This window comes from Terrihalobacillus insolitus, from assembly GCF_028416575.1.
GTDB lineage: Bacteria > Bacillota > Bacilli > Bacillales > Amphibacillaceae > Terrihalobacillus > Terrihalobacillus insolitus.
In genome coordinates this window covers 84,211-108,572 of the sequence record NZ_JAMQKB010000006.1, presented here as the reverse complement: position 1 = coordinate 108,572, position 24,362 = coordinate 84,211, and the positions used below count along the sequence as shown (strand labels likewise).

The following is a 24,362-nucleotide window of genomic DNA, read 5'->3' as shown; positions in this document are numbered from 1 at the left end:
CCATTCACTTAGCGGTATGTATGTAAATATGGAAAAGGGTTGGCTCAAAGGGAACATCATCCCGTTTGGTGGAATGTACATAGAGCCAACCCTTTCTTTATTACACTCTAATTCTTATCTGCCCATTTCAACTCCATATACCCTACTGGATGACGCACAATTCCTGTCACATTTTCCTTTTGCAGTAATACTTGATTATAGAAATAGATTGGGAAAATTGGCATTTCGTCAAATAGAACTTTTTCTGCTTCATACATATATTCCCATCGTTTTTCTTCATTGGCTTCTGCTTTTGCCTTAGCAATTAGGCCGTCAAATTCTGCATTAGACCATCCTGTACGGTTCATGGATGAGTCAGTAATAAAGCTTTCCAATGCATTAATTGGATCGGCATAGTCATGTAAGAAAGAACTACGGGATAATTGATGCTTTAGATCCTTTTGATCTTGTAGGAAGACGTTCCATTCCGCGTTAGCAAGCTCCACATCAACACCGATATTTTGTTTCAACATCTGTTGAAGTGTTTCTGCGATTGCTTTGTGGCTATCGCTAGTGTTGTAGGATAATGTCACAGGAGGAAGCTCGTCATAACCTTCTTCCGCCATTCCTTCTTCTAGCAAAGTCTTTGCCTTTTCTGGATCAAATTCTACAAGATTACCGTTTGTTTCGCGAAAATCATTACCAGATGGCCCCGTAAATCCTGGTGCAACAAATCCGTATGCGGGTTTTTCACCGTTTTTCGTTACATATTCAACGATTTGCTGTTGATCAACTGCCATTGCAAATGCTTTTCTAATTTTAGTGTTTTGGAATGGTTCTTTCGTTACATTAAAGCGATAGAAATACGTACCTGCTTGATCTTCGATGATCACATCGTCGCCACTCATGAGCTCTTCCGCCATGTCGGATGGTACTCCAGATGTGTCCAAGTCACCACTTTGATACATTTGGTATTCGGTATTGGAGTCATTGACCATTGCCCAGTTTACTTTATCTAGTTTGACTGTTTCTGCATCCCAGTATTGATCGTTCTTGGCCATCACCATGGAGGTATCATGCTTCCATGATTCTAGAATAAATGGTCCATTTCCTACAAATGTGTCAGCTTCCGCAAACCATTCAGGATTTTCTTCCGCGACTGCTTGGTTGATTGGGAAAAATGCAGGGTTAGCGATCACATTTAGGAAATACCCTGTTGGTGCTGTTAAGGTTACTTTAAAAGTCTTGTCGTCTTCAGCTACGACTGCAACATCATCTGCAGAGCCCTCACCACTATTAAAGGCTTCTCCACCTTCAATAAAGTAGCCTAAAAATGCTGCAGGTGAGCCTGTTTCTGGATCTAACATACGTTTCCACGCATAGACGAAGTCATCAGCAGTTACGTCATCTCCGTTAGACCATTTTGCATCGTCGCGAATATAGAAAGTATATTCTTTTCCATCATCTGAAATATCCCAGTCCTCTGCAGTTGCGGGCTGAGGCTGATCATCCTTTCCAAGTCGTGTTAAACCTTCCATTAAGTTGTTTAACGCCTGCCACGAATTAGAATCAAATCCAATTGGTGGGTCAAAGGAAGTTGGTTCTACCCCGTTATTAAGATACAAAACTTTTTCACTCGGTTCTTCAGTTTGTGCATCATCTGAATCGTTTGATTCTGATGGATCGCCTTCACCAGCACTTTCATTTGCTGTACATGCTGTCAAAACAATAACTGCTAGTACGGCGAATAAAAAAAACAACCACTTTTTCATCTGTATTCCCCCTCGTATGTTCTTACTATTTACTGGTAACTGTTGAGCCAGCTACGAGCTTTGCCCTGTCATCCTGAAGCCAGCATTCTACATGGTGTGAATCGCTTATCTTCGAATGAGTAGGGTAAACTTTATCACACACCTCCATCGCATAAGGACATCTTGCTGTAAACGGACATCCAATTGGAGGTGAGAATAAATCTGGTGGTGTACCATCAATCGGAATTAATTTAGCCTCTTTTAAATCCAATCGTGGAACAGAATGTAACAGGCCTTTCGTATATGGATGCTGGGCGTGATAAAAAATTTCTCTTTTTGTCCCAGTTTCAATAATCTTCCCAGCGTACATAACAGCAATTCGATCCGCAATTTTAGCGACAACACCTAGATCATGCGTAATCAGTATAATAGAAACACCGAGTTGTTCTTGGATCCGTCCAAACAGGTCAAGAATTTGTGCCTGTATCGTGACATCAAGTGCAGTTGTTGGCTCATCTGCAATAAGTAGCTCTGGCTCACAAATGAGTGCGATCGCAATCACGATTCTTTGCCGCATTCCACCGCTAAACTGGTGTGGGTATTGCTTCATTCGCTCTTCTGGATTTGGAATACCGACAAGGTGCATCATCGCTATTGCTTGTTTACGGGCTTCATTATTAGATAACGTTTTATGATGCTTTAACCCTTCGACAAGCTGGGTTCCAACCGTTAAGGTGGGATTTAGTGCTGTCATCGGGTCCTGGAAAATCATTGATATATCCACACCACGGATTTTGCGCATTTCTTTGTCAGTCGCTTTTGTTAAATCTTTCCCTTTATACATGATTGAACCATTTACAATCTTTCCAGGAGGCGATGGAATCAGTCCCATAATGCTACTGGAGGTAACGCTTTTGCCACAGCCTGATTCCCCAACAATTGCTAGTGTCTCCCCTTTATTTAAATGAAAAGTTACTCCTCGAACAGCCTTAACTTCTCCACCATACGTAGTAAAGGAAATATGAAGGTTTTTTACGTCTAATACTTTATCCATAAGTAGTAATCACTCCCTCAGCTTTGGATCGAGTGCATCCTGAAGCCCGTCACCTAGTACGTTAAAGGCAAACATCGTTGCAGAAATAAAGAAAGCAGGAAAAAATAATCTCCACCAGTGTCCGGATAGAATCGTAGATAAACCGTCATTTGCCATGACGCCCCAGCTCGCATAGGGTGCTTGTATACCTAGCCCTAAAAAGCTTAAGAAAGATTCCGCGAAGATAGCGGAAGGAACCGTTAATGTCATTTGGACGATGATTGGCCCCATTGTATTCGGTAACAGATTTTTTCTAATAATTCGTTTTGTTTTTGCTCCAAAGGATTGAGAGGCAAGAACAAATTCATAGTTTTTCAATTGCAGGACCTGACCTCTAACAATTCGAGCCATTCCAACCCATCCTGTTACAGATAGTGCAACGATGATGGTGGTTAAACTAGGTCCCATAACAACTAATAATAAGATGACAATAAGTAAGTATGGAAGCCCATATAATATTTCGACAATTCGCATCATAATGTTATCGACTCGACCACCTTTATAGCCAGAAATCCCTCCATAAATGATTCCAACAAAAAAATCAATCAGGGCAGCCATCAGTCCCACGAACAGGGAAATACGTGCTCCATACCATGTTCGTGTAAATACGTCGCGGCCAAGGTCATCTGTTCCAAACCAGTGTGATGATGATGGCGCTAGATTTTGATTAGGCAGGTCTATCGTAGTTACAGAGTAGGGTGACCATATCGGGCCAAAGATGGCCATAATGGCTAAAAAGAAAAGAAACACCAATCCAGTCATAGCTAATCTGTTTTTTAACAATCTGTGCCACGCATCCTGCCAATAGGATAGAGATGGTCGAGATACTTTCTCAGCATTCTGTTCTGCTCTATTTATCGGCCTAAACCATTCATCTGGTACAGATGGAGAGTGTTGATTGTTTACTTCTTTTCGTAATCCCAATTATTTCACTTCCTTCTGATGCAGCTTGATCCGTGGGTCTAACAGTCCGTATACAATATCAACAAGAAATAACATAAAGATCAGGAATGCACTATAAAAAACAGTAGTCCCCATTATGACAGGATAATCACGTGTATTTATACTCTCAACAAAATACTTGCCCATCCCTGGAATAGCAAATATTTGTTCCAGAACGAATGTCCCAGTTAAAATACCTGCCAGTAAAGTCCCAAGAATCGTAACAACAGGCATGAGTGCATTCCTTAACGCATGTTTAAAAACAATCTTCGCGGGGGAAAGTCCTTTTGCTCTCGCCATTTTTATATAGTCCTGTGTTAATACCTCTAACATCGTTGATCTCGTTAGCCTCGCAATAATTGCCATTGGTCCAGTAGCTAATGCGATAGTGGGTAGGATCATGTGCATCGGACTTGACCAAGTAGCTGCAGGCAAAATTTTTAAATTCACTGCAAATGTTTGAATCAGTTGAGTAGCAAGGATGAAATTGGGAATGGAGATCCCTAATACAGCGATTGTCATTGCTATATAATCAATTATTTCATTGTGTCTTAGGGCAGCAATAATTCCCAATAAAATTCCTGATATGACAGCTATAATGATCGAAACAAGCCCTAGTTCAAGGGATACTGGAAATCCTCGACCAAGTAAGTCATTGACCGTTGCTGTTGGTTGTTTAATGGATGGACCGAAGTCAAAAGTAGCAACCGCTTTTAAGTAGATAAAGTATTGAACGTAAAGTGGTTCATCCAAATTATAAAATTCCTCAAGATTTGCTTGTACCGCTTCATTCGTTCCACGTTCTTGGTTGAACGGTGATCCTGGAATCGAATGCATGAGTATGAAAGTTAACGTGACAATGATAAAAAGGGTAACAGCCATTATCGTAAAACGCTTTAATATGTAACGTAGCATCCAACTTGCTCCTATCTAAATGTAGTATGCATGGCCAACTCCGTCATCACTAACATTGCTTGGTAAGCTTCAAGGATATCTTTTGCTTCAAATTTCACTGTGGGTGTGCCTGGTTCCATTTCCGTACCAGGCATAAGGTTGGCCCATTCTGCCTCACCATAATTCGTAAACTCAATGCGTAGTGTTGGCTGTTTTGGTGGAATTAATGGTTCTACGTTTTTCATGTTTTCCAAAGCAACCTTGGTCTGTTGCTGAAGGAGCTCCCCAGCTTTCTTTGGTGTTAAGGTTTTCGCTGAAGACCGAGAAATGTACTGTTTCACGGGGGCAGTTGTGATGTTCGGAATTAACTCCTCCGCTTCTTCACATGCTTTATCATCACCAGCCACCATTAAAAGGGGCACACCAAAATGACCAGCAACGTAAGCGTTAAAGCCTAATTCTCCAACACTCTTATCATTTATGTAAAAATTACGTACACCAAAGATCATCGAATGAGACATTACCCCTGGTTGGGCAGCTTTCGCATGATAGCCGAGAAACATAGCACCTGCAAAGCCACTATCTAATCCCTGTACCATTGAATACGGTTTTACATCTCCTGTAATTAAATAAGCATCTGGATGAAGCTCATCGATTAAAAGATTATTCATTTTGGAATGACTATCATTTATTAATACTTCCTCACATCCATGAGTATAGGCCGCATCAATGACATAATTCGTTTCTTGTGTCATGATCCGTCTGCCTCTTTCGTAATTAAGTTTATGGGAATCCACATATGTATGATCTGGCAATCCTGTAATTCCCTCCATATCAACGGATAAATAGAGCTTCATAAAGTCCAGCACTCCTTTACAATGGTGTTAAAATTTTCTGATAATTGCAGTTATATTGTAACACTTTTGTATGTTCTTGTCATTATGGTAATTTTCAAAATTTACCCTAATTTGTTTGAACGGTTCACACATCTGGGCGATCGCACATATTATACAGCGAGAGGTGGTACTGTATGAACCGGGAAAAAATACATGGAGTTGACTACGATCCATTCGAAATAGAACAACAGGAATGGAAAAAAAGGCAAGTAAGAGAACGATTAAAGCAAATTCTCACGATTACCTCACCAATATTTATTTTGATTTTGTGGGAGTTTTTGTCTAGAACGGGACTGGTCGATGCTCGGTTTTTTCCAGCGCCGACGGCAATTATAGCAACATTTTTGGATATGGGAGCGAATGGGGAACTTTATCAACATATCGGAATCTCGTTATATAGAATTTTTGCAGGTTTTTTACTTGGTGTCATCCCTGCCATTATTCTAGGGCTGTTAATGGGGTTATATTCGCCAATCAGACATTTCTTTTCTCCACTTGTTATGGCACTGATGCCGATTCCAACTCTAGCCTTACTACCGATTATATTAATTATTTTTGGTATAGGTGAAGTATCTAAAATCGTCACGATAGCGGGAAGTGTATTTTTCCCCGTTATTATTAATACGGTTGCCGGTGTGGTGAACATTGACAGGATCTATCTAGATGTTGCAAAAAACTATGGGGCTAGCACAAAGGACTTTTTCTTCAAAATAGCCTTGCCTGGTTCCTTACCAGTCATGCTTGAAGGGATTCAAATGGGTCAGGCAATTGCACTTCTTACAATTGTTGCAGCTGAAATGATGGGTGCCAATTCGGGTATTGGCTATTTAATCTGGACTTCTTACAGTTCCTTTATTTTAAAGGAGATGTATGTTGGGCTCGTGCTCATTTCATTTTTCGGTTATCTATTTTCGCTTCTTTTGCGCGGTTTACAGAGAAAACTTTTGCCATGGAAATAGAGCTATATAGATAACGAAGGAGGCAGGTACTATGAGTGATAACGCAAAAATTTCAATAGACGGATTAACAAAGGTTTTTTATAAAAAGAATAGTAGCGTCGTAGCCTTAAAGGACATAAATGTCGAGATTCAGGATGGCGAATTTGTTTGTTTAATTGGGCCCAGTGGCTGTGGAAAAACTACTTTATTACGTATTTTAGCAGGTTTAGAGACACCGAGTATTGGCGAATTTACAATTGCACAAGGAAAGGAAGATCGTCCGATACAGTCGATGGTCTTCCAAGAACAAGGGGTTATTCCTTGGTTGACAGTGTATGAGAATGTCGCATTTGGCCTTAAAATGCGGCATCTCCCAAAGGATACCGTTCAAGAAAGAACCGATTATTATTTGAGAAAAGTGGGCCTGGATAAGTTTGCAAATCTTTACCCTAAGGAACTATCTGGCGGAATGAAGCAGCGGGTTAGTATTGCTCGTGCATTTGCAAATGACCCTGAAATTTTGCTAATGGATGAACCATTTGGGGCATTAGATGAACAAAACAAGTTTATTTTACAGGAAGAGTTATTAAATATATGGTCCGAAACAAAAAAGACCGTTTTATTTATTACACATAGTATTGATGAGGCGCTTTTGTTAAGTGATCGTATATTGTTGATGAGCTCCCAGCCTGGTCAAATCATTGATCAAAAGACGATTGATCTAGCGCGACCAAGAAATATGGAACAGGTTCGATCGAACAAAGAAATGGCAGATGATTTCGTTAACATATGGAAGCATCTGCAGGTTGAGGTACAAGGTTCAAGAATCTAAATTTTTAGTGAAAGGAGAAAGTTTATATGAAAACATGGGCTAAATGGTTGTTTTTTATACCATTCATCGTTTTGGCTTTTGTCATCAGTGGTTGCTCATCGAATTCATCAGGTAGTTCAAATAGTGATGACCTAGATAAATTAGCGGATGATGTTAGTGAGGAGAATCCTTCAGGAGATCTAGCACCATTAGAAGAAAAAACGAAAGTGGTAATTGCTGAGGATGGATCGGCTTCAGGTGCAGGGTTCTATATTGCAAAGGAAAAAGGATATTTTGATGATTACAATATCGAGGTTGAATTTGCAAAATTTGCAAACAGTGACGACATGCTTCCTGCTCTGGCATCGGGTGAAGTGGATATCGCTGGTGGGATTTCGTCTGCATCTTTCTTTAATGCGATTAGTCAAGGAATCAATGTCAAAATTATTGCGGATAAAGGACATAACGTTAAAGGGAGTTCCTACTTTTCATTTGTCATAAGAGAAGATCTACAGGATGAGATCAAGGAGTACTCCGATTTTAAAGGGAAGCGGATTGCCGTTTCTACGAAAAATGCGGTGGATGATTACATTTTTCGTAGAATGCTAGATTATGCAGGATTAACAGTAGATGATGTGGAATTTGTGTTAATGCCTGACTTTGGCAACATGTTAGCGGCGATCGAAAAAGGTTCTATTGATGCAGCGCTGCAAATTGAGCCTTTTATTACAAAAGGAAGTGAACAAGGTATTCATACCCGTTTTGGCGATACAACGGATTATGCACCAAAAGCACAAATTGCAATGGTTCTTGGCTCCCCTAAATTTGTAACAGAAGAAAAAAATGTATCGCTAAGGTTTATGGCAGCCTATTTAAAAGGAGTACGCGACTACAACGATGCGTTCAATAAGGATAAGGGGTTAGACGAGATTATTTCCATCATGACAGAATACACAGCCATGAAGGATCCAGAGTTATGGAAAAATGTAGGGGTAACAGGCTTAAATCCTAATGGAGAAATGTATAACGAAAATATAAAGGACCAATATGAAATGTATAAAGAAAATGGAGCAACAGAAGGTGAATTAGACTTTGATAAAGCAATTGATACAACGATCACGGAAAAGGCGGTAGAGGTAATCGGAGAATATTAATGATAGAAAAAGCACCCACCCCCTTGTGTTTTAAGTTAACAACAGGGGGGTGGGTGTTTTCTTGCACAAATAAAATAAATCCACTTGCCTATTAAGTCTAAGGAATTGATTTTATGGTGAAATCGGGTTATATTTGAGAAGGAAAATATATTTTATATTTAATTAGAATTCCCCACTTTAACAAAAGTGAACTTTCTTTTGTAAGTGGAGCGTAGTTCAATACTAGGAAAAAACTATATCATTTGAACGAATAATTTAATTGCATTTAGATACTGGATGGCGGAAGTTCGGTGAAATTCCGACACTGTCCCGCAACTGTTAAAGTCAGATACGTCCCCAGTATCTTTAGCTATATCCTTCGAGGTAAAAGGATGGCTATGGGATACATATGCCCTAACCACCCTCTACTATCTGGTAGAGGGTTTTACTTTGTGAGGAAAAGAATACAAAAAAAGGGAGAGGTCAAGATGGACAACATGTTCAGACGAATTGCAGTCCTATTGTTTCTATTTATTGTCACGATAGGGTTAGTAGGGTGTAACACACAGGAGGAAAATAAAGAAGAGTCAAGTCAAGATCAAAATTCAAGCGCAGAGGTAGAAGAACAGGAAGATGGATCACAAGAGGAATCAAAGCTAGAGACAGAATATCCATTAACGGTTACAGATGCAACTGGAACAGAGGTTACGTTTGACTCAGAACCTACTAAACTTGTGTCTTTAATACCAAGTGATACAGAGATTCTATTTGCTTTAGGTGCAGGGGATGAAGTATTAGCAGTTGACGATAATTCGAATTACCCTGAAGAGACGGCAGACTTGCCAAAGTTAGGGAGTACGTATTCTGGATTGAATGAGGAAGAATTAATCGCTTTACAACCAGATGTAGTCTTTATTAACACACAATTGCAGCCAGAAGTGGCAGCACAGTTACGAGCAAAAGACATTAAGGTATTTGGTTCAAATCCACAGTCCATAGAAGAAATCATGGAAGCAATTACAAGAACAGGGACTATTTTAAATAATCAAGAAGAAGCAAAAGCTGTTACCGATCAAATGAATGAAGACCTACAATATGTAAAAGACAAGCTAGCAAATGTAGAGCCTAAGAAAGTATATGCTGAATACTCAGCAGGCTGGTCGTTTGGTTCAGGTGAATTCGCTAATGATCTGATAAATCTAGCTGGTGGAGAGAACATTTTTGCAGATCAAGAAAGCTGGTTTGAAGTGAATCCAGAAGAGGTTATTAAAAGAAACCCAGAAGTTATTCTTTATACTTCCGGTGAAGAGGGAGCAGGTCAAGAAAACAAAGAGCAAATCTTATCGAGAGATGGATGGGATGTAATCGATGCCGTTAAAAATGAGAGAGTAGTTGGCGTGAATTCAACTAAGGCTAGTCGTGTGGGGCCACGAATTACAGAAAGCTTAATTGAAATTTTTGAAGCGATTCATCCGAAGTTGGCTGAATAATGAAAAAAAGGTTACTTCTCTATGGAGGAGGGGCAGCTTTGCTCCTTCTCTTTTCCTTCACATTAAGCCTGTCAATAGGGTCCTCTATGATACCTATTACAGAGGTGTGGTCCGTGCTTTTAGGTAAGGGGGATGAAGTTAGTACAGCCATTGTGATAAACGTGCGGTTACCGAGGATTATTTTAGCGATCCTAGTTGGTTCTGCATTGGCAGTGGCAGGTGCGGGATTCCAAGGAGTCTTACGCAACCCTTTGGCAGATCCATACATATTAGGTGTATCTTCAGGAGCCTCATTTGGAGCGGCATTTGTTATTTTATTTGGTTTGCAATCAGCATTATTTGGGATGTATTCTATACCGATTGTAGCATTTTTAACAGGAGTATTGACCTTATTATTAGTCATCAAAATTGCCATGACGAGCGGACAGATGAAAAAAGAGACATTAATTTTATCTGGAGTGGTCGTCCAAGCATTCCTAGGATCTTTCATTTCGTTAATGGTATCCATGTCTGGCAAAGCGATAAACGAGATCGTCTTTTGGATGATGGGTAGTTTAACAATGAGAGGGTGGGAATATCCGAAGATTATGGCACCCTATTTATTCATTGGAATTGTAATTTTACTGTCACAAGGAAGAGCATTGAACTTATTTACATTGGGTGAAAGGCAAGCACTGCATCTTGGGGTAAATGTAGAAAGAACGAAGATGGTCGTCCTTGTAACATCGACCCTATTAACAGCCTCAGCAGTGTCGGTATCAGGAGTGATCGGTTTTGTTGGTTTAGTCGTTCCGCATTTAATTAGGATGGTTGTAGGGCCGGACTATCGACTGATCATCCCGCTATCCGTTTTTGGTGGATCGATTTATGTATTATGGGCAGATACGATCGCGCGAATGGCTTTAATGCCTAAAGAAATCCCCTTAGGTGTTGTAACATCTCTTCTAGGAGCACCTTTCTTTGCATACTTACTAAAAAAAGGTAAAAAGGGAGTAAAATTATGATTGTAGCAAAGGAATTATGTAAGAGATATGGATCAAGAGATATTTTGATGAATATAAACCTTAGCGTACAACGTGGGGAGGTACTGGGAGTAATAGGGCCTAATGGTTGTGGTAAATCTACTTTGATGAAGCTTCTATCTGGTGCCGAGAAACCAACGAAAGGCACGGTTGAAATTAATGGAAAATTTATTAAGAGTTACAAGCAGAGAGAGTTAGCGCAAACCCTAGCAGTTCTCCCACAAGAAGCAATCCCAGAGATAGGGTTCACCGTTCGTGAAATTATCGAGATGGGAAGATACCCTTTTCAAAACTGGTTGGGTGAAGAGACTAAGAATACCTTTCAGGAGGAATCTATTGTAGATCAGACGATAGAGATATTAGCCCTTAAGCATATCGTAAATCAAACGATTGAAAATATAAGTGGAGGAGAAAGGCAGCGAGTGGCATTGGGCAAGGTGATGGCACAGGATCCAACCGTGCTAATGCTTGATGAACCTACCACTTATTTAGATATCGGCCATCAGCTGCAGATGATGGAGGCTGTAAAGCGATGGCAACAAGACAAGGAATTGACAGTAGTAGTGATTCTGCATGACCTCAACATTGCTTCCATGTATTGCGATCGGCTTGTCTTAATGCAGGATGGAAAGATTCAAACGATTGGCGAGCCTGCTGAGGTAATAAAAGAAGAAACAATTGCTTCTGTTTATGACACCGAACCGATTGTGATTGACCATCCAAGGCGAACCGTGTCACCACAGATTATACTAGATCCGCAGTAACAAAGCGAACTCGTTTCAGCAAGCTGAAACATCGGGGAATCAGATGGAGTCTCGACTCCACTTAGAGGTGGGGGTCTAAAACCCTAAAACTATTTAAAGATTATGGAAGAGAAAAAAGTTTACTATGATTGGGCGTGTTAAAAAGTGACAAAGACAAAAATTGTTGTTTCATTTAGTGGAAAAGACTCAACTTTAGCACTGCATGATCTCATGCATTCAGATGAATTTGAAGTAGATTCATTAATGGCAACAGTCACTAGTGGGTTTGACCGAACAAGTATACATGGCGTTCGTGAGGAGCTATTAGTGGCTCAAGCTAATTCTATTGGTCTCCCCCTTAGAATCGTGCGTATTCCTCAGAAATGTTCAAATGAAATATATAATGAAATCATGGCCGAAGCAATGAGCAAAATGAAAGTGGATGGTATCAACCATATCGCCTTTGGTGACTTATTTCTTGAAGACATTCGTGATTACCGCGAAAATATGCTAAAACCTACAGGGGTTACCCCTTTGTTTCCACTCTGGGGTTTCAATACGGACGAGCTCTTGCATAGATTTTTATCACTTGGATATAAAACGGTCATTACATGTGTAGATTTAACAAAATTGAGTGAGGAATTTTCAGGAAAAATAATTGAAAACGGGTTTATGGATCAGTTACCAAAAGAGGTGGATCCATGTGGGGAATATGGCGAGTACCATTCTTTTGTTTTTGAAGGTCCAATTTTCAAATCAACCATAAATTTTACTCTGGGTGAGAAAAAAGTGACTCCTGATATGTTCACCGGCAAGGATCGGTTTTGTTATACAGACTTAATCCCTGATGAATAATGTCAGAGCGTAAAAAGAAAAAGAACCCCCACCGTCAGCAACGGTGAAGGTTCGGCTTCTGTCACAGGTAAGAGGATTATCCCCTTTCCAACCCAATTTCACATAATCCTATTCAATTTAATGAATACTAAAACCTTGTTACTTGTAAAAGTAGAAGGGTGGATTGATTGTGATGAGACTACATAACAAATGGATGGTCATGTTTCTGGCTGCTATTTTTATTTTGACCATTTCCGTAAAACAAGAACCAATTCAAGCCATGGACACACAAAGCAGACTAAAAGAACGGCTAGATCAATTAATACAACAGGATCCAGACCTAAAAGGTGCGTTAGCGGGGATCAGTATTCGTTCTCAATCTTCAGGTGAAATTTTGTACCAACACTTAGGTGATGTACGTTTAAGGCCAGCCTCCAACATGAAACTGTTAACGGCTGTTGCAGCCCTGTCTACACTAGGTAAAGATTATCGCTTTGAAACGGAAATTAGAACAGATGGGGAACACAAGGATGGACAATTAAATGGAAACCTTTATTTAAAAGGAAAGGGCGACCCCACATTACTACGTGCGGATTTTGAAGCATTTGCCAAGAGGATAAAGAAAAAAGGAATAAACGTAGTGACTGGCGATGTAATTGGGGATGATACATGGTACGATGACACACGTTATTCTATTGATTTGCCTTGGAGTGATGAGGAAACTTATTATGGGGCGGCAATTTCTGCTTTAACGGTAGCACCTAACGAGGATTATGATGCTGGAACAGTTATCGTTGATGTAAGTCCGAATAAAAAAATAAATGAGCGACCGACGATTCGATTGACGCCCAAAACAGACCTTGTCAAAATGATAAATAACGCAAGAACAGTGGCAGGTGATCAGGCAACCGACATTGTGATAAACCGTAAGCACCATACTAATACGATCACGATTGACGGAACGATCGCACAGGATGATGCTGGACAGAGACAATGGGTTGCGGTTCAGGAACCAACAAGGTACGCCTTGGACATGTTTAAACAGTCGTTAGAAAGATATGGCATCAAACTAAAAGGGGAGGTTCGAACAGGGAAGACTCCCTCAAATACAGAGCTTCTCTTTGTCCACCGATCGATGCCTTTATCAGAGCTTATGATTCCATTTATGAAATTAAGTAACAATGGGCACGCAGAGGTATTGGTTAAAGAAATGGGCAAGGTCTTATTAGGGGAAGGGAGCTGGGAAAAAGGACTTGAGGCCATGGCAACAAAGCTGTCAGAATTGGGCGTTGAGACCAGTTCGCTCGTGTTAAGGGACGGTTCGGGAATATCCCATGTCGATTTAGTTCCAGCCAATGAAATAACGAAGCTGTTGTATCATATTCAAGATCAGCCTTGGTTTTCTACCTATATCCAATCACTACCTGTTGCTGGCATAAGTGAACCGCTTATTGGTGGTACATTGCGCTACAGGATGACAGACAAGGTAACAAAGGGAAAAGTGAAAGCAAAGACAGGATCCATTTCAACGGTCAGTTCTTTATCTGGTTACCTTAAAGCGAGAAGCGGTAAGCGGTTTGTCTTTTCAATCCTGCTAAATAATTTGGTGGATGAGGAGAAGGGGAAAGCAATTGAGGATAAAATTGTGGGAGTTTTATCGGAAATGAAGTAATAAGAATTTTGTTATAAGTGAGTGTTCAAAAAGTCGGCAAATCAGAAGGTCGACTAATGCCGCCACGTCCTGTGGCAACGTCGACACTAGCACGTCCTGTGCGTCGCAAGCAGATCGAGGCGGCGCAGTTTTGAGTATCGCAGCGAAAGCTTGTTGCTTCGAAAGCATTACCTCGCACGAAGAAAAAGTGTTCTTCTTTTTCTAAGGATATGCTTTTAATACGTGAGAAACGGAAAAACAAGCCAACGAAGAGATGCGCCGCTTATCATTTGGTGACTTTTTGAACATCCTCTATAAGACACTTCAGTCCGTTTGGTCATTTCATATCACTCAACCTAATATATTGATGGTAATGATCAATGAAAGGTTGTGCTGGAATGAACGAATACGGAATTCCTGAAGTGTTTGAGTCTGAAGCAGTGGGAAGGCTTAAGGTGATTTATCAAGATATAAAATTTGTGTTAAAGATACCTGTTGTCAATTTCATTTTTCGGACACTTGCCAACTACCCAGAATTTTTAGAGATTGCATGGAACCAAGTGAGACCCAATATGTTAACCGTAAATATGGAGGAAGCAGCAAAGCATTTACGTTATCCAAATATTTCAGCACAGGTACCAGATCTGAATTGGAACAATTATGATGATAGAAAAATCCAACAACAGATCGAAGCTATATTGACCGTTTTTAATTATGTAAACCCAAAATTATTACTTATCGCAAGTGCTTGGGAGGAGGCTTTAAGTGATCGCCCAATTGTGCCGAAGAAAAAAAGTAACGGTTTCTTAGCTCCAGGCATTATACAAGGGTTTCCATCGATTGAATTAGTCCACATTCCACATGCAGATCCATATATGAAGGACCTGCTTAAAGACGTCGCGCAAGCACATCACACATATGATGTGGCTAGTGATTATCGTACACTAGCCAAATTTCCTCATTTTCTCGGGGGAATATGGCCTTCTTTAAAAATATACATCCAAGGTAATGAATATCAACTACTATCGGCCCAATTAAAAAGTCAATCGGTTCAACTCATACAACGTGAAGCTCCATATCCCGTTCACATTAGTAAACATCAGTTAAAACAGATTTATGAACCATCTCAAATTGCCGGAATAATGGGGCTAGTAGCATTTTTTCAGAGCTTTTTACCGGGGTTAATAATAGAGGGTGAATACATGAGAAGGTCCCTTATTCGTCCACATTAATCCTTTAGAATCTCTTTAGGATCATCAAAACATTCCACAAAAACAAAATCCAAATAATGGATAACACCCATGAGTGAAAGATGCTCAGGCTAGACAAGTGCTAGCCTGACGTCTTTCACTTTAATATTTCTTCTATTTTACTTAATTCTACTTCTGTAAAGCTTGCATGCTCTAATGCTTTTACATTTTCCTCTATTTGCTTCACTTTACTAGCGCCAATTAAAGTAGAGACGACGGATTTTTCTTGTAATATCCAGGCAAGAGCCATTTGGGCTAGAGACTGCCCCCGCTCATTAGCAACTTCATTTAATTTTTGAACTTTCTCGATGACATCTGTTGATATATCTTTTTCGTTTAACGACCGAATATATTGTTTGGCTGCTCTTGAATCACTTGGGATTCCGCCTAAATACTTATCTGTTAACAGCCCTTGTGCTAGTGGAACAAATGCAATACAGCCAGCACCCTCTTTTGCCAATACGTCTGTTAGTCCATCCTCCACCCATCGGTTTAGCATGGAATATGCAGCTTGATGAATAATGAATGGAGTGCCTTGCTTTTTCAAAATCGCTATTGCCTTTTGGGTAGTCTCTGCGTCGTAATTAGAAATTCCTACATAAAGTGCTTTTCCTTGGCGGACGACTAAGTCAAGTGCTGCCATCGTTTCTTCTAAAGGTGTCTCGGGGTCAGGCCGGTGGTGGTAAAAAATATCTACGTAGTCTAAGCCCATGCGTTTTAAACTTTGATCAAGGCTTGCTATTAAATATTTTTTTGATCCCCAGTTCCCGTACGGCCCTGGCCACATATCAAATCCGGCTTTTGTTGATATTACTAATTCATCCCGATAGGAAGAAAAATCCTTTTTAAGTATTTTGCCGAAATTTTCTTCAGCAGAGCCATATGGCGGTCCGTAATTATTTGCAAGATCAAAATGTGTAATGCCTAAGTCAAACGCTTTTTGTAACATTTTTCTTTGGTTTTCAAATACATCCTCACCACCGAAATTATTCCAAAGCCCAAGCGAAATTGCTGGTAGCTTTAAACCAGAATTGCCGCATCGGTTATAAAGCATGGAATCGTATCTTTGTTCATTGGGCGTATATGTCATGGGTATTTCCTCCTTTATTCAATCAAATATCTGCTAACATTAATGTTCTACATGTTAGGTAGGAAATCCTTTTCTTGTCCTTTGGGAAAATAATTTATTTTCGCCGAGTTGAAGTATACAATTATACTGATAATGTAAACAAAATTTACACATAAAGTGAAGCTTCAATCAGTGGGGTTTTCTTCATCCGCACTGATTGTTAGTTGAACCAATCGGACTTTTACTGCACGTTAATGCGGGATAAATTAAATTGTGTTAGATAATCTTACAAACGTGCTGTTATGTAACGATCGTTCTATTAAACTTATAATAAACAACTGTAGGGGGAGTGGCATTGGAAGGAGAGTCATATAAGACAAGAAAGGTAATCACGATTGGGATCGTTAGCGAGCTTACAGGGTTATCAGAAAGGCGGATAAGGTATTATGAGGAAAGAAAGCTAATTACTCCTGAACGATCAGAGAAAGGTAACCGAAAATATTCGTTTTCGGATATTGAGCAATTAATGGATATTGCAAACAAAAGGGAAGAGGGGGTCCCTACACAAGAAATCAGACAAGACATTTTAAAAGAGAAAAAGAAAAAAGAAGAAGAAAATGAAAGAGATATCCGCAAGAAAATGCTTCGGGGTCAAATAAACGCCCAATTTGGATTGAGGGATAAGTGATGAATACAAATAGAATGCAAAAGCCTAGAAAAGCAAGGAAGAGCTGATAATTCAACCCTATCCTTGCTTTTCTAGATTGTCTTGCTAAGAAAAGTTAACTTTTTTACATTTTTTAAAATTAAACGTCTCTCCCTGTTGCCCCTATGTTTTTATCGGTATTTCCTCGTTCGTTATCTTTAAAATTTTTAGTTTTAGCTTGTTTTTGTTTACCGCCTGGGTACCAGCTTTTATGTTTTTCCTGTTCATGAATAAATCGATCAAAGTTCTGGTTTACCATTCTTTATTACCTCCTCTAATATCAGACTTCTTTTCTTTTTGCCACACCCGTCTTATAGCTTGCTTCTACGACGGCTTCTCGGATGTTTGGTACGATTTTTTCATTAAACACACCTGGAATGATATAGTCTTTATTTCGTTCATCTTCTGGAATAACTGCTGCAATTGCTTTAGCAGTTGCAAGCTTGATTTCCTCATTTATCGACGTTGCCCTGCAGTCTAAAACACCACGAAAGATTCCAGGGAAACAGAGAACATTGTTCACTTGATTAGGATAATCCGAGCGTCCTGTTGCTAACACGCCTACGTGCGGTTTAGCAAGTTCGGGTGAAATTTCCGGATCTGGATTGGCTAGGGCGAAGACGATTGGGTTATCCGCCATACTTTTAATATCGCTTACTTTTAAGATATTTGGTGCGGAAACTCCAATAAACACGTCTGCATCCTTCATGACTGTTGATAAAGTGCCTTGTTCATTGTGTGGATTGGTGTTTTTGGCATACCAATTCCAGGTTTGATTTTCATAAGTATCCTTACTAGATAATGCACCAGTTTTATCAACGCCTATGACATTCTTCGCACCAGCATTTAACAGCATTTTCGTTATTGCAATACCCGCAGCCCCAATTCCGCATACAACGATTTTACAAGCTTCCAAACTTTTCTTCGTTACTTTTAAGGCATTCAGCAGTCCTGCAAGAGTGACAATAGCGGTACCGTGTTGATCATCATGGAAAACGGGGATATCTAACTCTTGTTTTAATCGTTCTTCTATTTCAAAACATCTAGGGGAAGAAATGTCTTCCAAATTGATCCCACCAAAAGTTGGACTCATTGCTTTTACAATTTTGATGATGTCTTCTGTATCCTGTGTGTTTAAACAGATAGGATAGGCATTCACACCTGCAAGTTGTTTAAACAACATCGCCTTTCCTTCCATGACTGGTAGTGCTGCTTCGGGTTTGATATTCCCGAGACCTAATACAGCTGATCCATCCGTTATGACAGCCACTGAATTTTTTTTAATTGTTAAGTTATAAGCGAGTGTAGGATCATCATTAATAGCGTTGCAAATTCGGGCAACTTCAGGGGTGTAGACTTGAGAAAGTTCCTCGCGATTATCGATCGTTAACTTGGATGTTACTTCAACTTTACCGCCTAAGTGTACTAAAAAAGTACGATCTGAAACGTGTTTTAATGTAACCCCGTTTAAATTATTTATTGCCTCGACCAATTTATGTTGTATTTGTTCATTTTCAATTTTGACACTAATGTCTCGAACCGTACTATTTGGACCTTCTTTTATGACATCTATTGCAAACATATCCGCTCCAGCGTTACTAATAATAGTGGATATTTGTCCAAAGGATACTTTTTGCTTATCCATTTCCAGTCGTAGAATGATGGTTAAGTTCATCAGTGCCATTTAACCAATCCTTTCATGTTATCGTAGCTAGCGGGAAAAATAATGATAATTACCCTTTTAGTTTTATACCAATGAATTTCATTTCTGTCATGTCTTCTACCGCATACTTGACTCCTTCTCTTCCAATTCCACTTTGTTTGACTCCTCCGTATGGGTGGTTGTCTTGACGGTAGGTGGAAATTTCATTTATCCAAACGCCCCCGACTTCAAGTCGATCGGCAACCCGGATCGCTCTGTCGATATCTTTTGTAAAAACACCCGCTTGAAGTCCATATATCGAGTCATTTGCAAATTCGATTACTTCCTCTTCTGTATCAAAAGGGATCACAGAAACAATTGGTGCAAATACTTCTTCGGCAATAATTTTCATGTTTTTATCGACGTTGGTCATGATGGTAGGTGTCAGCGTGCTACCATTTCTCTCTCCACCTGTTTCTATCTTTGCACCTTTTTCAACCGCATCATCAATCCATTGTTTAGCTCGTTTTGCTTCATCTTCAGAAATCATTGGACCGATATCAGTTTCTACATCAAACGGATCTCCAAGTTGTAACGCATTCGTAAGCTGGGTATATTCTTCTAGGAACGTGTCATAAATCGCTTTTTGAACATAAATACGTTGTGCAGAAATACAGACTTGGCCTGAAAATGCAAAGGCACCTTTTACGAGTTCTGTAGCTGCTTCCTTGATCGTTGCATCCTCAAAAATGATATTTGGGGAATTTGACCCGAGTTCCAGTGTGATTTTTTTGAACCCAGCCGTTTTTTGAATGATTTTCCCCACAGGAAGGCTACCTGTAAATGAGATTTTGTGTACCTTTTCATGTTTGACGAGTGGATCTCCTGTTTCTTCACCAGTTCCTAACACAAGATTTAAAGCACCCTCTGGGAGTCCAGCATTGTGTAGTAATTTGGTAAGCTTATATGCGGAAATTGGTGTCTTTTCAGCAGGCTTAAATACGATTGTATTTCCTGCAGCAATTGCAGGAGCGAGCTTGTGCAAGGAAAGGTTCAATGGAAAATTGAATGGTGTAATAGCTCCAACAACACCTAATGCTTTTCTCGTTACGAGCCCCATTCGGTGTTCCCCACCAATTGCCGCGTCCATGGGAATAACTTCTCCATTTATGTTCTTAGCTTGTTCTGATGCAAAACGTAGTATTTGAACGGAGCGTTGTACCTCCGCCTGACTATGTTTAATAGGTTTACCAGCTTCAGCAGTGATCGTTTGAACAAAATCATCTGCATTTTCTTCTAAAAGATCGGCTGCTTTTCGTAAAATATCTCCACGTTTATGTGCGGGCATCGCTTTCATTTTGTGGTGGAATGTATCAAAGCTACTTTCAACGGCATCATTCAGGTCATCACTGGATGCTAGTGCAATCGTTCCTACTGTCTCGTGATTATACGGGTTGTTTATATCTAGAGTTTTACGGTTTTGTTCATTTCGTTCTTTTCCGTTTATAATGGACCCAATTTTCATCATGTCACCACCTAACAAAGAATTTTTCCTAGTTTTTTAGTTAGTTTACGGTTTTCGTCATAATCAACAGGACAATCGATAAATACAGGTTTGTTTAATGAAATAGCCTTTTCAAGGGTTGGCTTCAGTTCCGCTGTGTCTGTTATTGTCATTGCTTCAAATCCGTATGATTCTGCCAGTTTGACAAAATCAGGATTACCAAATTTGATGTAGGAGGATCGATCAAATGTGTTTAGTTGTTTCCATTCGATTAGGCCATACCCACCATCTCTCCACATTAACACGATGATCGGTAAATTTAATCGCTTCGCTGTTTCTAGTTCTGCGCCTGTCATTTGAAAGGAACCATCCCCACAAACTGCGACGATATTTTTTTCGGGATGTGCTATTTTTGCTGCAATAGCCCCAGGTACAGCAACCCCCATCGATGCGAGCCCATTTGAAATTAAACATGTGTTCGGTTGGTAACAATGAAACATTCGGGCCATCCACATTTTGTGTGCGCCGACATCTGAAATGGCAATGTCTTCTTCCTTTAAAACTGCTCGTAAATCATAAATGATCTTTTGTGGTTTAACAGGAAAGCTAGTGTCTGTTTCAAATTGTTCAAGCTCAGCTAGTGCGTTTTTTCTTACGTGCTCAACCCATTTGTTGTCTCGATTTTGGGGCTTTACAAGTCTGGTTAACTTTTCTATATTTGTGTGAATATCTCCGACAACATTCAGGGTGACAGGATAATTTTCATCTGTTTCCGCTACTTCTGTATCGATATGCAGAATAGGTGTCCGTCCTTCTGGGTTCCAATTTTTTGGTGGATATTCTGCTATATCAAACCCAATAGCGATGATTAAATCTGAGTCATGAAAGCCACATGTGATATAGTCATTTCCGCCTAGTCCTGCGGTGAGTAAGCTATGTTCATCTTTCCAGGATACGGCACCTTTTCCCATAAACGAATGTACAACTGGAATATCAGCATTTTTTACAAAAGTACGCAATGTGTCAGATGCATCGCCTCTTGTTATGCCGTTGCCAGCGAGTATAATTGGCTGTTTAGCTTTCTCTATTAGTTGGGAGGCTTCTGTAATGACTTCATCATCTGCCGCTGTTTTGGTTGTCTTTACAATTTCTAGTGGTGCTGCATCACTGGCCATACCTGCTACATCTTCTGGAAGGTCAATGTGTGCTGCACCAGGTTTTTCTTGAGTTGCAACTTGTACTGCTTTTCGAACTACCTCTGGAATGATGTCAGGGGATTTAACCTGGGCATTCCATTTTGTTACTGGTTCATAAATGGATACGAGATCATAGTATTGATGGGAAACCTTATGCTGGCGTTCGAGCCCTGCTTGTCCGGTAATCGCAATCAACGGACTTAGATCCATGTTCGCGTTTGCGACACCAGTTAACAGATTCGTAGCACCTGGGCCAAGTGTAGCCAAACAAACACCAGGCTTACCTGTTAATCTTCCGTATGTTCCTGCCATAAAGGCAGCGCTCGTTTCATGATGTGTTACGACAAATTCAATGCTTGAACCAAGTAGCGCATCCATTACATCCAGGTTTTCCTCCCCAGGAACACCAAATATATATTCAACACCTTCTTGCTCAAGACATTTAATTAATAATTCCGCCACTCTCATTTGCATCCACCTTTTATTATGTGCCTTTTTTAATAGCGTTTGTAAAAGTTCGCTTTTTATTACAAGAGAAGGGAGTTTTTTTAGTCGGAGAAAAGGTTGCTTAACTCGAGCATGGCTGATAAGTAAACAAACGCGCTCTCATTTTGGGATATGAGGACGCAAACAAGGTCGAAAATGTAATCAACGCGCTCTCATCAGGGTTATGAGGACGCAAACAGGGTCAAAAATGTAGCAAACGCGTCTTCATCTGGGTTATGAGGACGCAAACAGGGTCAAAAATGTAGCAAACGCGTCTTCATCTGGGTTATGAGGACGCAAACAGGGTCGAAAATGTAGTCAACGCGTCTTCATCTGGGTTATGAGGACGCAAACAGGGTCGAAAATGTAGCAAACGCGTCTTCATCCGGGTTATGAGGACGCAAACAGGGTCAAAAATGTAGTCAACGCGTCTTCATCTGGGTTATGAGGACGCAAACAGGGTCGAAAATGTAGTCAACGCGTCTTCATCCGGGTTATGAGGACGCAAACAGGGTCGAAAATGTAGTCAACGCGTCGTCATCAGGGTTATGAGGACGCAAACAGGGTCAAAAATGTAGCAAACGCGTCTTCATCAGGGTTATGAGGACGCAAACAGAGGTGAAAAAGTAGTCAACGCGTCGTCATCAGGGTTATGAGGACGCAAACAGAGGTGAAAAAGTAGTAAACGCGTCGTCATTCGGGTAATGAGGACGCAAACAGGGGTGAAAAAGTAGCAAACGCGTCCTCATCCGGGTAATGAGGACGCAAACAGGGCTATAATTAATCTAAAGCGGGCACTTTACACACTTCTAGCGGATTCATCCTTCTTGTGACTTAATCCTTTATCATAATAATAGGTAGAAAAAAACGGGATGAACATTAAAAGAATGAAAGCATAAAACAACGATTGGATGTTCCATTGATCCACTACAAACCCGCCGATAATAGGGCCAATCATTCTACCGGATGTGGACACGCTATTGATGATCCCTTGGTAAAAACCTGCCCGCCCTTTAGGAGCAAGTTTATCTGCTAAAGTAGGGACGGCTGGCCAAACAAGCATTTCCCCCAATGTTAAAATGACCATTGCCATTACAAATGCTGGAAAGGTATCTGCAAACAATAGGGATATAAACGAAAGCAAAAAAATGGAAGTTCCAATATATATTTGTTTTTTGGAAGAGGGTATTGCCCTTGTGATGATACGGATCATAGGTTGTCCAAGTACAATTAACAGTCCATTAATTGTCCACAATGTGCTGTAGCTACTAAGTGGAATACCTATATCCTGTGTAAAGGATGCGATCGTTGTTTGCCATTGTACATATGCCATCCAACTAATAAAAAAACCAACACTAAGGATGACGAGTGCACGGAAATTTGCTTTGTTTTCAATTTTTTTATGGTGATCCAAAACACTTGAATAAGAATAGGCATCTTGCTTTTCTCCCAATGGTTTAAAGGTATTAACTGCCAGTAGAAAAAAGAACAGAAACAATATCGCATTTGCAATGAAAATGTAGGAAAATGAAATCGATGCGACATACCCTCCAATGGATGCGCCGATTGCAACTCCTAAATTTTGGGCAACGTAAAGTGCATTAAATGCTTTTGCCCTACCTTCAGGCCAAACGGAGCTTGCAAGTGCAAACATAGCAGGTCTCGTAATGCCTGACCCTAACCCAATAATAATTAGAAATACAGCATATTGGTAAATATCGTGAAACAGAACGAGTGAAAAAGAGGAGGTCATCGCAATAGACGTGCCAGTCAGTATTGTGCGATAGCCCCCCATTTTATCAAACAAAACCCCGCCAATTAAATTACCGATAATCGCAAATCCTTGATTTATCATTAAAATGACCCCCGCAAAGGCAAGGGACTTTCCTAATTCATTGTGCATGTAAATGGTGTTTAGTGGCCAAATGAATGATGCGCCAGTGATGTTAATGACTGTTCCGATAATGAGCAACCATATTTGTTTCGGCATTGCTGTCAACTCTTTCCTGTAAGAGATTGTTCAAAAATTCACCAAATGATAACTTCTAATTTGTCGACTTTATTAACACTCACTATAATAAGTACCCAAGAATTGTAATGCGATTATGTGCAAAGTGCAAGTCACATGATCACTTTGAATGATTTTAAAAGTTGGAAAACGGGGACTTGATCGACAGATACCTTTACTCGTTCGCTGCCTACTCCTATATTACATGATTCATTTGAACAATCCTCAAAAAAGTGGGAAAGAACTTGTTCCCTTTGCCCCAGAGTTTCAGCTGAATTTTTGGTTAAGATAAAAGTGATATTCTTAACGACTGGAGTGTTTATT

21 protein-coding genes and 1 riboswitch are annotated in these 24,362 nt (G+C 40.1%); of the genes, 10 read left to right on the top strand and 11 right to left on the bottom strand.

Features of this window, described 5'->3' with window-relative positions; genetic code table 11:
* Positions 1-107 precede the first annotated feature (107 nt).
* From NC797_RS08190 to NC797_RS08170, 5 genes are read right to left on the bottom strand one after another with little or no spacing between them, the layout of a single operon-like run.
* Positions 108-1,751, bottom strand: a complete 1,644-nt coding sequence (locus NC797_RS08190; protein WP_272436291.1) for a peptide ABC transporter substrate-binding protein — start codon at positions 1,749-1,751, stop codon at positions 108-110.
* Between the two features lie 25 nt (positions 1,752-1,776).
* Positions 1,777-2,784: an ABC transporter ATP-binding protein gene (locus NC797_RS08185; RefSeq protein ID WP_272436290.1), complete on the bottom strand. Its 1,008-nt coding sequence runs from the start codon at positions 2,782-2,784 to the stop codon at positions 1,777-1,779.
* A gap of 9 nt (positions 2,785-2,793) precedes the next feature.
* Positions 2,794-3,747, bottom strand: coding sequence for an ABC transporter permease (locus NC797_RS08180; RefSeq protein ID WP_272436289.1), 954 nt, complete (start codon positions 3,745-3,747; stop codon positions 2,794-2,796).
* Positions 3,748-4,680, bottom strand: a complete 933-nt coding sequence (locus tag NC797_RS08175) for an ABC transporter permease (protein WP_272436288.1) — start codon at positions 4,678-4,680, stop codon at positions 3,748-3,750. It abuts the gene before it with no gap.
* Between the two features lie 11 nt (positions 4,681-4,691).
* Positions 4,692-5,516 (bottom strand): M55 family metallopeptidase, encoded by an 825-nt coding sequence (locus tag NC797_RS08170; protein WP_272436287.1) that lies wholly within the window; start codon positions 5,514-5,516, stop codon positions 4,692-4,694.
* Between the two features lie 173 nt (positions 5,517-5,689).
* Here NC797_RS08170 and NC797_RS08165 point away from each other — a divergent pair, with 173 nt between their 5' ends.
* From NC797_RS08165 to NC797_RS08125, 9 genes are all read left to right on the top strand, one after another.
* Positions 5,690-6,514 carry an ABC transporter permease gene (locus NC797_RS08165; RefSeq protein ID WP_272436286.1) on the top strand — a complete coding sequence of 275 codons (825 nt, stop codon included), beginning with the start codon at positions 5,690-5,692 and terminating at the stop codon, positions 6,512-6,514.
* A 31-nt stretch (positions 6,515-6,545) separates the two neighbouring features.
* On the top strand, positions 6,546-7,325 hold the full coding sequence (locus tag NC797_RS08160; protein WP_272436285.1) for an ABC transporter ATP-binding protein: 780 nt from the start codon (positions 6,546-6,548) through the stop codon (positions 7,323-7,325).
* A 26-nt stretch (positions 7,326-7,351) separates the two neighbouring features.
* Entirely contained in the window at positions 7,352-8,458 is a 1,107-nt protein-coding gene (locus tag NC797_RS08155; protein ID WP_272436284.1) for an ABC transporter substrate-binding protein, read from the top strand.
* Between the two features lie 253 nt (positions 8,459-8,711).
* Positions 8,712-8,838, top strand: a riboswitch (adenosylcobalamin (AdoCbl) riboswitch).
* Between the two features lie 87 nt (positions 8,839-8,925).
* On the top strand, positions 8,926-9,927 hold the full coding sequence (locus NC797_RS08150; protein WP_272436283.1) for an ABC transporter substrate-binding protein: 1,002 nt from the start codon (positions 8,926-8,928) through the stop codon (positions 9,925-9,927).
* Positions 9,927-10,931, top strand: a complete 1,005-nt coding sequence (locus tag NC797_RS08145) for a FecCD family ABC transporter permease (RefSeq protein ID WP_272436282.1) — start codon at positions 9,927-9,929, stop codon at positions 10,929-10,931. The genes NC797_RS08150 and NC797_RS08145 overlap by 1 nt, the downstream gene beginning before the upstream one ends.
* Positions 10,928-11,713 (top strand): ABC transporter ATP-binding protein, encoded by a 786-nt coding sequence (locus tag NC797_RS08140; protein ID WP_272436281.1) that lies wholly within the window; start codon positions 10,928-10,930, stop codon positions 11,711-11,713. Before NC797_RS08145 ends, NC797_RS08140 begins: the two co-directional genes overlap by 4 nt.
* A gap of 144 nt (positions 11,714-11,857) precedes the next feature.
* Positions 11,858-12,547 carry an adenine nucleotide alpha hydrolase gene (locus NC797_RS08135; RefSeq protein ID WP_272436280.1) on the top strand — a complete coding sequence of 230 codons (690 nt, stop codon included), beginning with the start codon at positions 11,858-11,860 and terminating at the stop codon, positions 12,545-12,547.
* Positions 12,548-12,719: 172 nt separating this feature from the next.
* The gene (gene dacB, locus NC797_RS08130; protein WP_272436279.1) at positions 12,720-14,198 is read left to right on the top strand and encodes a D-alanyl-D-alanine carboxypeptidase/D-alanyl-D-alanine endopeptidase; all 1,479 of its coding nucleotides are present in this window, start codon (positions 12,720-12,722) and stop codon (positions 14,196-14,198) included.
* A gap of 377 nt (positions 14,199-14,575) precedes the next feature.
* A complete protein-coding gene (locus NC797_RS08125) occupies positions 14,576-15,409 on the top strand; it encodes a halocarboxylic acid dehydrogenase DehI family protein (RefSeq protein WP_272436278.1) in 834 nt (277 codons plus the stop codon).
* A gap of 115 nt (positions 15,410-15,524) precedes the next feature.
* Here NC797_RS08125 and mgrA read toward each other — a convergent pair whose 3' ends face one another.
* Positions 15,525-16,517, bottom strand: coding sequence for an L-glyceraldehyde 3-phosphate reductase (mgrA, locus tag NC797_RS08120; protein ID WP_272436277.1), 993 nt, complete (start codon positions 16,515-16,517; stop codon positions 15,525-15,527).
* A 334-nt stretch (positions 16,518-16,851) separates the two neighbouring features.
* On the opposite strand from mgrA, the gene NC797_RS08115 reads away from it, so the two are divergent.
* Positions 16,852-17,184, top strand: coding sequence for a MerR family transcriptional regulator (locus NC797_RS08115; RefSeq protein ID WP_272436276.1), 333 nt, complete (start codon positions 16,852-16,854; stop codon positions 17,182-17,184).
* Positions 17,185-17,302: 118 nt separating this feature from the next.
* Here NC797_RS08115 and NC797_RS08110 read toward each other — a convergent pair whose 3' ends face one another.
* From NC797_RS08110 to NC797_RS08090, 5 genes are all read right to left on the bottom strand, one after another.
* Complete coding sequence (locus NC797_RS08110; protein ID WP_272436275.1) at positions 17,303-17,461, bottom strand: hypothetical protein; 159 nt, start codon at positions 17,459-17,461, stop codon at positions 17,303-17,305.
* Between the two features lie 21 nt (positions 17,462-17,482).
* The gene (locus NC797_RS08105; protein WP_272436274.1) at positions 17,483-18,886 is read right to left on the bottom strand and encodes an NAD-dependent malic enzyme; all 1,404 of its coding nucleotides are present in this window, start codon (positions 18,884-18,886) and stop codon (positions 17,483-17,485) included.
* A 49-nt stretch (positions 18,887-18,935) separates the two neighbouring features.
* Complete coding sequence (locus NC797_RS08100) at positions 18,936-20,372, bottom strand: aldehyde dehydrogenase family protein (protein ID WP_272436273.1); 1,437 nt, start codon at positions 20,370-20,372, stop codon at positions 18,936-18,938.
* Positions 20,373-20,380: 8 nt separating this feature from the next.
* Entirely contained in the window at positions 20,381-22,012 is a 1,632-nt protein-coding gene (locus NC797_RS08095; protein ID WP_272436272.1) for an acetolactate synthase large subunit, read from the bottom strand.
* An 817-nt stretch (positions 22,013-22,829) separates the two neighbouring features.
* Positions 22,830-24,020 (bottom strand): MDR family MFS transporter, encoded by a 1,191-nt coding sequence (locus NC797_RS08090; protein ID WP_272436271.1) that lies wholly within the window; start codon positions 24,018-24,020, stop codon positions 22,830-22,832.
* Positions 24,021-24,362: the final 342 nt, after the last annotated feature.